Source organism: Pseudomonas sp. UBA6323 (genome assembly GCF_002439135.1).
GTDB lineage: Bacteria > Pseudomonadota > Gammaproteobacteria > Pseudomonadales > Pseudomonadaceae > Aquipseudomonas.
Window position 1 is genome coordinate 107175 of record NZ_DJSX01000077.1, and the last position, 10099, is coordinate 117273.

Here is a 10099-nt window from a genome sequence, read left to right on the forward strand (position 1 = left end):
GACGCTCACGCGCCACCGGCTTTTTCATGCGCTTTCCGCGGGAATCACTCGTGATGCGGCTGGCCGAGGAAGGTCAGCGAGGTGAACAGACCACGGCTTTCGATGTTCGGATCGTTCTTCACCGGCAGGTAGACCGAAGCGCTGATGATGTTCAACCCTTCGTTGCGCACCATGACCTGAGCGCGGCCCTCGGCATCGGTCTTGGCGCTGACCTGGTGCGGCGCGCCACGGTAATCACCAACCAGCTCGACGCCTGCGAGCGGCTTGCCGTCGGCCAGCACGCGTACCGGCAGCGGCTTGCCCGGGCCGACCTTGAGCGGATCAGTCTCCGGAACGATGACCAGTTTCAGCGCCTTGAGATCGGGGAGCTTGGCGCCTTCGGCGTAGATCGCCAGGCTGTATTTGTAGGTGTGCAGTGACTCGGAGGAGTCCGGCACCTGGCTACGGCCCTGATTGACCCATTTGCCGTCCGGGGTTTTCGACCAGGCGCCGTTGTCCAGTGCCACGCCGAGCACGGCGGGCTTTTTCAGTGGCTGCAGACGGGCGTGGTCGGCCAGGCGTTCGACGGTTACCGGAATCATCTTGCCGGCAACATCGTAGGCCCAGGCGCCGCTGATCTTTTCTGCCTTGAAGGCGTTATCTTCGGCGCCGTGGCCATAGACCACTTCGATGTTGCCGCGTCGCTCTTCAGTCCACAGGCCGTGGGCGAGAGCGCCGCTGCTGGCGAACAGGCCGGCGAGGAGCAGGTGGGCAGGAATGCGCATGTGAATCTCCGATTCAGAGGTTGAGGGTCAGGCTGACACTGAGGTTGCGTGGGTCGCCGGGTATTACCCAGACGTTGTTGAACGCGCGTTCGTAGTACTTGCGGTCGAACAGATTGTTGAGATTCAGGCCCAGGCTCAGATCGTTCGTCGCCTGCCAGCGGGCGAGCAGGTCGACCGTGGTGTAGGCCGGCAATTCGAAATCGCTGCCGGTCTGCCCGGAACGGTCGCCAACGTAGGTGATCGCTGCCCCCAGTTCGGAACCCTGCAGCGTGCCGCCCTGGAATTGGTAAACGCTCATCAGGCTGGCGCTGTTGCGAGCGATACCAAGCAGGTCGCTGCCCTCGGGGATGCTGTTGTCCTTGGTTACCTCGGCGTCGATATAGGCGTAGGCGCCGATCACCCTTAGGGCGTCGCTGAGCTGGCCGCTGACCTGCAGATCCAGGCCCTGGCTGCGGGCCTTGCCGGCGGCGATACTGTCGCCGGGGTTGTTCGGGTCGGCGGTCAGCACGTTTTCCTTTTCGATATGGAACAACGCCACGGTGGCGCCGATGTGTCCGTCTGCCAGGTCGAGCTTCAGGCCGGTCTCGTAGCCGAGACCTTTCTCCGGCTTGAACACCTGGCCCTGGGCACCGATGGCGTTGGGCTTGAACGACATCGAGGCGTTGGCGAACACGCCGACTTCCGGAGTCAGCTGATAGAGCACGCCGGCGCGCGGTGTGGCGACATCCTTGCTCTGCTCGTTGCTGACCCGCGTGCTGCGGTTCAGCGCGGTCTGCTCGAAACGCTCCAGACGCACGCCGAGCAGGCCGCTCCAGCGCTCGCTGAAGCTGATCTGGTCCTGCAGGTTGAGGGCGTAGCTTTCCGTGTGCTCGTGAAAGTCGTTGGGGTTGACGATGGGGGGCTTGGGCTGGCCGTAGATCGGGTTATAGATGTCCAGACCATAGCCGAGGCCGGTGACGCTTTGCGGGTACTTCTGGCTGTTGCGGTAGTTCTCGTATTCCAGGCCCAGCAGCGTCTGGTGCTGCCAGCCGGCCCAGTCGAACTGACCGTGCAGCTCGGCCTGGGTGATGCTGTCGTTCCACTCGAAGCTGCGCTCGCGGTAAAAACGAGTGACCTGATCACCGATCAGCCGCGACGTCTCGGAGCTGTTGCCTTCCAGCGTGCCCTGGCTGTAGTGGCTGGCCAGACGCATTTTCCAGGCATCGTTCAGGTAGTGTTCGAGGCTCACCTGCAGCAACTGGTTGTCGTTGCGAATCTTGCCGTCGTTGGGCTCGCCGAGGAAGGTAGAGCGCTTGACTACTCCCGTCTTGCCGTCGACGGCGGGAATGCCACGGTCGAATACCGCATCGGTGCGCGAGAACTCGCTGTCGATCATCAGCAGGGTGTCGGGCGACAGTTGCCAGCTGAATGTCGGGTTGACGATCTGCCGTTGATTGCCGACGTGATCGCGAAAGCTGCCGTTGTCCTCCACCGCCAGGTTGACCCGCGAGAGCAGCGTGCCCTCATCGTTCAGCGGGCTGTTGACGTCGAGGCTGCTGCGGTAGCGATCCCAGCGCCCGGCACTGGCCTTGAACTGAGTGAAAGCTTCGAGCTGCGGGCGCTTGGTGACGATGTTGACCAGCCCGCCGGGATCGCCACGCCCGTACAGCGCGGCGGCCGGTCCCTTAAGCACTTCCAGGCGTTCGATGGCCGAGGCGTCCGGCGAGCTGTAGCTGCCGCGGTTGATGGCGAAGCCGTTGCGATACAGCTCGCCAGTGGTGAAGCCGCGCACACTGTAGTTGAGGAAGGTCAGGCCGCCAAAGTTGTTCTGCCGCGACATGCCGCCGGCGAAGTCCAGGGCGCGATCGATACGGCTGCTGCCAAGATCTTCCAGCACCTGCGCGGGCACCACGCTGATGGCCTGAGGAATCTCGCTGATCGGCGTATCGGTGCGGGTGGCGCTGGCCGAGCGTTTGGCGCGGTAGCCCTGCACCGGCCCATCGGCCTGTTCGCTGGGGGCGCTGATGATGCTGTCAGCGAGTTGGGCCGGAGATTCTGCTGCAACGACCCAAGGTGTTAGCAGGCTGCCGGCAAGCAGGGCGGTGGTGGCGCGCAAGGGAATCTCCAGAGAATTGTAATTAATGTAATAACATTACAATAACCTCAATCGAGAAAAGTTCCCACCTGAAAATGCTGGTCGATCAGTTGCCGTTAACGGGAGGGCGGATACCGATCTCGGCGGTCAGCTGCAGCGGCTTGCCGTTGCGTAGGACCTCGATACGAATCTTGTCACCCGGCTTGGTGCGCGCCACCTGGTTCATCGAGCGGCGGCCGTCGCTGGCCGGTTCGCCATCGATGCTGAGAATCAGGTCGCCCGGTTGCAGACCGGCCTTCTGCGCCGGGCCGTCACGGTACACGCCCGCAACGACGATGCCGGGGCGGCCATCGAGGCCGAAGGACTCGGCCAGCTCCGGCGTCAGCGGCTGCACCTCGACCCCCAGGTAACCACGGATTACCTGGCCATGCTCGATGATGGCGCGCATCACTTCCATGGCCAGCTTCACCGGGATGGCGAAACCGATGCCCTGCGAGCCACCGGACTTGGAGAAGATCGCCGTGTTGATGCCAACCAGGTTGCCGTGCGCATCGACCAGCGCGCCGCCGGAGTTGCCGGGGTTGATGGCCGCGTCGGTCTGGATGAAGTCTTCGTAGGTGTTGAGGCCCAACTGGTTGCGCCCGGTGGCACTGATGATGCCCATGGTCACGGTCTGGCCCACGCCGAAGGGGTTGCCGATGGCCAGGGTGACGTCGCCGATGCGAATGCTGTCGGAGCGGCCCAGGGTGATGGCCTGCAGATTGGGCAGGTCGATCTTCAAGACTGCCAGATCGGTTTCCGGGTCGTTGCCGATCACCCGCGCAAGGGTTTCGCGCCCGTCCTTGAGGGCCACGACGATCTGATCGGCGCCACTGACCACATGGTTGTTGGTCAGCAGGTAGCCTTCCTTGCTCATCAGCACCGCTGAGCCCAGGCTCGACTCCATACGCTGCTGGCGTGGCAGGTTGTCGCCGAAGAAGCGGCGGAACGTCGGGTCTTCGAACAATGGGTGCGCAGGTTTGCTCACCAGCTTGGTGGTGTACAGGTTGGCTACCGCCGGCGAAGCAGTGTCGACGGCCTCGGCGTAGGACACCGGCCCTTCCTGCAGGCGGCTGTAGATGGGGGCCTGCACCAGTTGCACGTCCTGGCTTGGCAAACCTACCCATTGCGGGTAGCGCTGGATCAGCAGCAGTGCGAGCAGCACACCAACCAGCAGGGGCCAACCGAGAAAACGCAGTGCCTGGGGCATCGAGACAATCCTGAGAGTTGCAGGGGCCAAATTCGGCCCTTAAGGTGGCGCATTATAGTGAGGTGCTCGCCAATTAGGCAGCGGCCCGCAACAGCTTGAGAGGAATCTTAATGGCCATTGCCCTGTCCACGTTGGTGGAAGAAGCTGACGCTTTTCTGAACGCGTCGCGCATCAGCGATTACTGCCCTAACGGCCTGCAGGTCGAGGGGCGTCCGCAGGTCAGTCGTATCGTCAGCGGCGTCACCGCCAGCCAGGCTCTGATCGAAGCCGCCATCGACGCCGAGGCCGATGTGCTGCTGGTCCATCATGGCTATTTCTGGAAGGGTGAAAACCCCTGCGTCACCGGCATGAAACAGCGTCGTCTGAAAGCGTTGCTGGCTCATGACATCAGCCTGCTGGCCTATCACCTGCCGCTCGACGTTCATCCCGAAGTGGGCAATAACGTGCAGCTCGCTCGGCAGTTGGGCATCGTGGTCGAGGGCCCTCTGGAGCCGGAAAATCCGCGCACCGTTGGCCTCGTCGGCTCGCTGACAGAGCCGATGAGTGCTATCGATTTCGCCCGTCACGTACAGCAGGCGCTGGGGCGTGAGCCGCTGCTGGTGGAAGGCGAAGGCCTGATCCGCCGGGTCGGCTGGTGCACGGGGGGCGGGCAGGGCTATATCGATCAGGCGATCGCCGCTGGTGTCGATCTTTACCTGACCGGCGAAGCCTCGGAGCAGACATTCCACAGCGCGCGGGAGAATGGCGTGAGCTTCATCGCTGCAGGCCACCATGCCACAGAGCGCTATGGCGTGCAGGCGCTGGGCGATTATCTGGCGCGGCGTTTCGCCCTTGAACACCTGTTCATCGACTGCCCGAATCCGGTCTGAAGCGTCTGAACGCGCAGGTATAACCCTAGATCGTTTCGGTCTAACCAGCGTCCTGAGTATAAGCAGACGCTGTGATAGAGTGCGCGCTCGTCCACGGCCCGCCGGCCCCATAACAGCAAACCGTGAGTAGCCATGCTCGACAAACTGACGCACTTGAAACAGCTCGAGGCGGAAAGCATCCACATCATTCGTGAAGTGGCCGCCGAATTCGACAACCCGGTGATGCTCTATTCCATCGGCAAGGATTCAGCCGTGATGCTGCACCTGGCCCGCAAGGCATTCTTCCCCGGCAAGCTGCCGTTCCCGGTGCTACACGTCGATACGCGCTGGAAATTCCAGGAGATGTACCGCTTTCGCGAAAAGATGGTCAGTGAATACGGCCTGGATCTGCTGACCCACATCAACCCCGACGGTGTGGCACAGGACATGAACCCCTTCACCTACGGCAGTGCCAAGCACACCGACGTGATGAAGACCGAAGGTCTCAAGCAGGCGCTGGACAAGTACGGCTTCGATGCCGCCTTCGGTGGCGCGCGCCGCGACGAAGAGAAGTCGCGCGCCAAGGAGCGCGTGTATTCCTTCCGCGACAGCAAGCACCGTTGGGACCCGAAGAACCAGCGCCCCGAGCTGTGGAACGTGTACAACGGCAAGGTCAAGAAGGGCGAGTCGATCCGCGTCTTCCCGCTGTCGAACTGGACCGAGCTGGACATCTGGCAATACATCTACCTGGAGCAGATCCCAATCGTGCCGCTGTACTTCGCTGCCGAGCGCGAAGTGATCGAGAAGAACGGCACGCTGATCATGATCGATGACGAACGCATCCTCGAGCACCTCACCGACGAGGAAAAGGCGCGCATCCAGAAGAAGAAAGTGCGTTTCCGCACCCTGGGCTGCTACCCGCTGACCGGCGCGGTGGAGTCCGAGGCGGAAAGCCTGACCGACATCATCCAGGAAATGCTCCTGACCCGGACTTCCGAGCGCCAGGGCCGCGTGATCGATCACGACGCCGCCGGGTCGATGGAAGAGAAGAAACGTCAGGGCTATTTCTGAGGATCACGCACCATGAGTCACCAATCCGATTTGATCAGCCAGGACATTCACGCCTACCTGGCTCAGCACGAGCGCAAGGAACTGCTGCGCTTCCTCACCTGCGGCAACGTCGATGACGGCAAGAGCACGTTGATCGGCCGCCTGCTGCACGACTCCAAGATGATCTATGAAGATCACCTGGAAGCCATCACCAAGGATTCCAAGAAGAGCGGCACCACCGGCGAGGAAGTCGACCTGGCGCTGCTGGTCGACGGCCTGCAGGCCGAGCGCGAGCAGGGCATCACCATCGATGTCGCCTACCGCTACTTCTCCACCGCCAAGCGCAAGTTCATCATCGCCGACACCCCCGGCCATGAGCAGTACACGCGCAACATGGCCACCGGCGCCTCGACCTGCGACCTGGCCATCATCCTGATCGACGCCCGTTATGGCGTGCAAACCCAGACCAAGCGCCACAGCTTCATCGCGTCCTTGCTGGGCATCAAGCACATCGTCGTCGCCGTCAACAAGATGGATCTGAAGGATTTCGACCAGGGCGTGTTCGAGCAGATCAAGGCCGACTACCTGGCCTTCGCCGAGAAGATCAACCTGCGTCCGACCACCCTTGAGTTCGTGCCGATGTCGGCGCTCAAGGGCGACAACGTGGTCAACAAATCCGAGCGCTCGCCCTGGTACAGCGGCCAGTCGCTGATGGAAATCCTCGAAAGCGTGGAAGTGGCGGGTGATCGCAACTTCGACGACCTGCGCTTCCCGGTGCAGTACGTCAACCGCCCGAACCTCAACTTCCGCGGTTTCGCCGGCACCCTGGCCAGCGGCATCGTGCGCAAGGGCGATGAGGTCATGGCGCTGCCTTCGGGCAAGACCAGCAAGGTCAAATCCATCGTCACCTTCGAGGGCGAGCTGGAGCATGCCGGCCCGGGCCAGGCGATCACTCTGACTCTGGAAGACGAGATCGACGTTTCACGCGGCGACATGCTGGTGCATGCCGACAACCGCCCGCAGGTCACCGACAGCTTCGAGGCCATGCTGGTGTGGATGGGCGAAGAGCCGATGCTGCCGGGCAAGAAATACGACATCAAGCGCGCCACCAGCTACGTGCCCGGCTCGATCCCCAGCATCGTTCATCGCGTTGACGTGAACACCCTGGAGCAGGGCGCGGCAAGTGAGCTGAAGCTCAACGAGATCGGCCGGGTGAAGATCGCCCTGGACGCGCCGATTGCCCTGGATGGCTACGAGTACAACCGCACCACCGGTGCCTTCATCGTCATCGATCGCCTGACCAATGGCACCGTCGGCGCCGGCATGATCATCGCCGATCCGGTCGCCCATGGCGGCGGTCAGCATGGCCGTCTGGCCCATGTGTCGACCGAGGAGCGCGCCTCGCGCTTCGGCCAGCAGCCGGCCACCGTGCTGTTCAGCGGCCTCTCCGGCGCGGGCAAGAGCACCCTGGCCTATGCGGTCGAGCGCAAGCTGTTCGACATGGGCCGCGCCGTGTACGTGCTCGACGGGCAGAACCTGCGCCATGACCTGAACAAGGGCCTGCCGCAGGATCGCGCCGGCCGCGCCGAGAACTGGCGCCGTGCCGCCCATGTAGCGCGCCAGTTCAACGAGGCGGGGCTGATCGCCCTGGCAGCGTTCGTCGCCCCGGATGCCGAGGGCCGCGAGCAGGCCAAGGCGCTGATCGGCAGCGAGCGTCTGGTCACCGTCTACGTCCAGGCCTCTCCGCAGATCTGCGCCGAGCGTGACCCGCAGGGGCTGTATGCCGCCGGTGGCGACAACATCCCCGGTGAAGGCTTCCCCTATGACGTACCGCTGGATGCCGATCTGGTGATCGACACCCAGACTCAGTCGGTCGAGGAGGGCGTCAAGGCGGTGCTGGATCTGTTGCGTAGCCGCGGCGCGATCTGACGGTCGCCTGCTGAACGAAAGCCCCGCCCTCGTGCGGGGCTTTTTCGTTCTGGGGGGCGGTGAGGATGCAGTGCAGGGGGGCCGACAGGCGTGCGGCAACCCTCTAGCGCCTAGGGCACTATCGATGGGCCGACGAGCATTCGCGGACAAGTCCGCTCCCACAACAGCACCACCGCTCCCCCTGTGGGAGCGGACTTGTCCGCGAAGGTCATGGCGCCTGGCTGGAGGCTGAGGCTGTTCTTGCAGGGGGCGCGGCGATCCGCTTTTCCACAGACTCTTTGAGCGGATGACCGGGATGAAGCTGCGCGCGACTGCGGATGACCCGCCGCCGGTGCCAACGAAAAAGCCCCGCATTGCGGGGCTTTGTGTTCTAGCCGGACGTGCAGGTTGGTTACTTCTTCAACCCGTAGCTTTCGTCCAGCATGCCGGGGCCATCGCTCTTCGGCGCATAGTCCTTGGGCATTTCGTGGTTCTTCGGCGGCGTCAGGCGCTCGCGCTTTTCACTCGAGTCTGTGCTGTTCAGGGTGGCCAGCAGGCGCTGGCGGGTCAGTTCGTCCAGGGCCAGGCGGTTGGCACCGTCGGACAGGTGCTCCTGCACGTCCTGGTAGCTCTGGGTAAGTTTCTTAACCAGGCTGGCGGTGGTGTTGAAGTGGGTCACCACTTCGCTCTGGTAGGCCTCGAAGCGCGCCTGCATTTCATCCATCTGCCGCTGCGTACGGCCAGGTGCAGCATTGGGGGCCAGGCGGGCGAGCACAAAGCCCACGGCGATGCCGACCACCAGGGTCAGAGCGGGTATCAACCAGGCTGTAACGGTCTGTTCCACGAGTCCTTCCTCTCAAAACGGCTTTGCTTTACGTTAGCGGCTTGAGCCTGTGCTGTATACGACCAGAACCTGCTCGGAGTTTATTGCATGTTGGCAATGCTGGGTAAAAACAGGTTCGGAATGCTCATGTACAACAGTACACTGCGTTTCCTCTCCTGTTTTGCCTTGCATTGCGCGAGCGTGTGAAACGCTGAACAGGGTCATTTGCCGCACAGGCAGTTTGCTAGACGAGTCGACCCGATGTGGGGTCACGGAGTTCAGTGTTGCTCAGTCGCGAAACCCCTCTTTTCATTCAGGGCCCGGTAGGCCAACTCGAAGCCCTTCTACTGGAGATGCCTGACGCCCGGGGCGTGGCGTTGGTCTGCCATCCCAACCCGGTACAGGGCGGCACCATGCTCAACAAGGTGGTGTCCACGCTGCAGCGTACCGCGCGTGACTGTGGTTATCACACGCTGCGGTTCAACTACCGCGGTGTTGGCGCCAGTGCCGGCAGTCACGACATGGGCACTGGCGAAGTGGACGACGCCGAAGCCGTCGCTGCCTGGCTGCAGGAAAAGTACCCGAATCTGCCTATCACCCTGCTGGGCTTCTCCTTCGGCGGTTTCGTGGCGGCTGCGCTGGGCGCTCGCCTGGAGGCACAGGGCGTTACGCTCAGCAAGCTGTTCATGGTCGCACCGGCGGTGCATCGTCTGACGGCCGATACGCCACCGGCCAGCCAGTGTCCGCTGGTGGTGATCCAGCCTGACGCCGACGAAGTGGTCGAGCCGCAGGCGGTCTACGAGTGGTCGGCCAATCTCGGGCGTGCCCACGAGCTGTTGAAAGTGGCAGAATGCGGTCACTTTTTTCACGGCAAGCTGACGGATCTGAAGGATCTGCTGTTGCCTCGACTGTAAGTTTTCCAGCCATTTCTAAGCGAACGTCATGACCACCCGTATCCTTACCGGTATCACCACCACCGGCACGCCGCACCTGGGCAATTATGCCGGCGCCATCCGCCCGGCCATTGCGGCCAGCCGCGACCCGCAGATGGACTCGTTCTACTTCCTCGCCGACTACCACGCGCTGATCAAGTGCGATGACCCGGCGCGCATCCAGCGCTCGCGTCTGGAGATCGCCGCCACCTGGCTGGCGCTGGGCCTGGATACCGACAAGGCGACTTTCTACCGTCAGTCCGACATTCCCGAGATTCCCGAGCTTTGCTGGCTGCTGACCTGCGTCGCCGGCAAGGGCCTGCTCAACCGTGCCCATGCCTACAAGGCCTCGGTGGACAAGAATATAGAAGCCGGTGAAGACCCGGACGCCGGCGTGACCATGGGCCTGTTCAGCTACCCGGTGCTGATGGCGGCGGACATTCTGATGTTC

The 10099-nt window shown here is 62.8% G+C and carries 8 protein-coding genes and 1 pseudogene; 5 read left to right on the plus strand and 4 right to left on the minus strand.

Going from position 1 to position 10099, the window contains the following annotated elements; translation table 11 throughout:
- Positions 1–44: 44 nt before the first annotated feature.
- The 3 genes from B3P22_RS18940 to algW all read right to left on the minus strand — a co-directional run bounded on the left by B3P22_RS18940 (position 45) and on the right by algW (position 4087).
- The gene (locus B3P22_RS18940) at positions 45–764 is read right to left on the minus strand and encodes a DUF4198 domain-containing protein (protein ID WP_296272117.1); all 720 of its coding nucleotides are present in this window, start codon (positions 762–764) and stop codon (positions 45–47) included.
- Positions 765–777: 13 nt separating this feature from the next.
- The gene (locus tag B3P22_RS18945; RefSeq protein WP_419096445.1) at positions 778–2859 is read right to left on the minus strand and encodes a TonB-dependent siderophore receptor; all 2082 of its coding nucleotides are present in this window, start codon (positions 2857–2859) and stop codon (positions 778–780) included.
- 85 nt (positions 2860–2944) lie between these two features.
- On the minus strand, positions 2945–4087 hold the full coding sequence (algW, locus tag B3P22_RS18950) for a Do family serine endopeptidase AlgW (RefSeq protein WP_197857527.1): 1143 nt from the start codon (positions 4085–4087) through the stop codon (positions 2945–2947).
- Between the two features lie 110 nt (positions 4088–4197).
- On the opposite strand from algW, the gene B3P22_RS18955 reads away from it, so the two are divergent.
- From B3P22_RS18955 to cysN, 3 genes are all read left to right on the plus strand, one after another.
- Positions 4198–4956 (plus strand): Nif3-like dinuclear metal center hexameric protein, encoded by a 759-nt coding sequence (locus B3P22_RS18955; RefSeq protein ID WP_275547031.1) that lies wholly within the window; start codon positions 4198–4200, stop codon positions 4954–4956.
- A gap of 132 nt (positions 4957–5088) precedes the next feature.
- The gene (gene cysD, locus B3P22_RS18960) at positions 5089–6006 is read left to right on the plus strand and encodes a sulfate adenylyltransferase subunit CysD (RefSeq protein ID WP_275547032.1); all 918 of its coding nucleotides are present in this window, start codon (positions 5089–5091) and stop codon (positions 6004–6006) included.
- A gap of 12 nt (positions 6007–6018) precedes the next feature.
- Positions 6019–7914, plus strand: coding sequence for a sulfate adenylyltransferase subunit CysN (gene cysN, locus B3P22_RS18965; protein ID WP_275547033.1), 1896 nt, complete (start codon positions 6019–6021; stop codon positions 7912–7914).
- Positions 7915–8305: 391 nt separating this feature from the next.
- On the opposite strand, the gene B3P22_RS18970 is transcribed toward cysN, so the two are convergent.
- Positions 8306–8737 (minus strand): YhcB family protein, encoded by a 432-nt coding sequence (locus tag B3P22_RS18970; RefSeq protein ID WP_197857517.1) that lies wholly within the window; start codon positions 8735–8737, stop codon positions 8306–8308.
- A gap of 263 nt (positions 8738–9000) precedes the next feature.
- Here B3P22_RS18970 and B3P22_RS18975 point away from each other — a divergent pair, with 263 nt between their 5' ends.
- Together B3P22_RS18975 and B3P22_RS18980 are read left to right on the plus strand one after the other, a co-directional pair.
- Entirely contained in the window at positions 9001–9630 is a 630-nt protein-coding gene (locus tag B3P22_RS18975; RefSeq protein ID WP_296272118.1) for an alpha/beta hydrolase, read from the plus strand.
- Positions 9631–9658: 28 nt separating this feature from the next.
- Positions 9659–10099 (plus strand): annotated as a pseudogene (locus B3P22_RS18980) (tryptophan--tRNA ligase); the annotation flags it as partial.

Excerpts from the sequence above, each read along its gene's own strand:
- cysN (WP_275547033.1), top strand. The coding sequence starts at position 6,019 with ATGAGTCACCAATCCGATTTGATCAGCCAGGACATTCACGCCTACCTG.
- B3P22_RS18940 (WP_296272117.1), bottom strand. The coding sequence starts at position 764 with ATGCGCATTCCTGCCCACCTGCTCCTCGCCGGCCTGTTCGCCAGCAGC.
- cysD (WP_275547032.1), top strand. The coding sequence starts at position 5,089 with ATGCTCGACAAACTGACGCACTTGAAACAGCTCGAGGCGGAAAGCATC.
- algW (WP_197857527.1), bottom strand. The coding sequence starts at position 4,087 with ATGCCCCAGGCACTGCGTTTTCTCGGTTGGCCCCTGCTGGTTGGTGTG.
- B3P22_RS18955 (WP_275547031.1), top strand. The coding sequence starts at position 4,198 with ATGGCCATTGCCCTGTCCACGTTGGTGGAAGAAGCTGACGCTTTTCTG.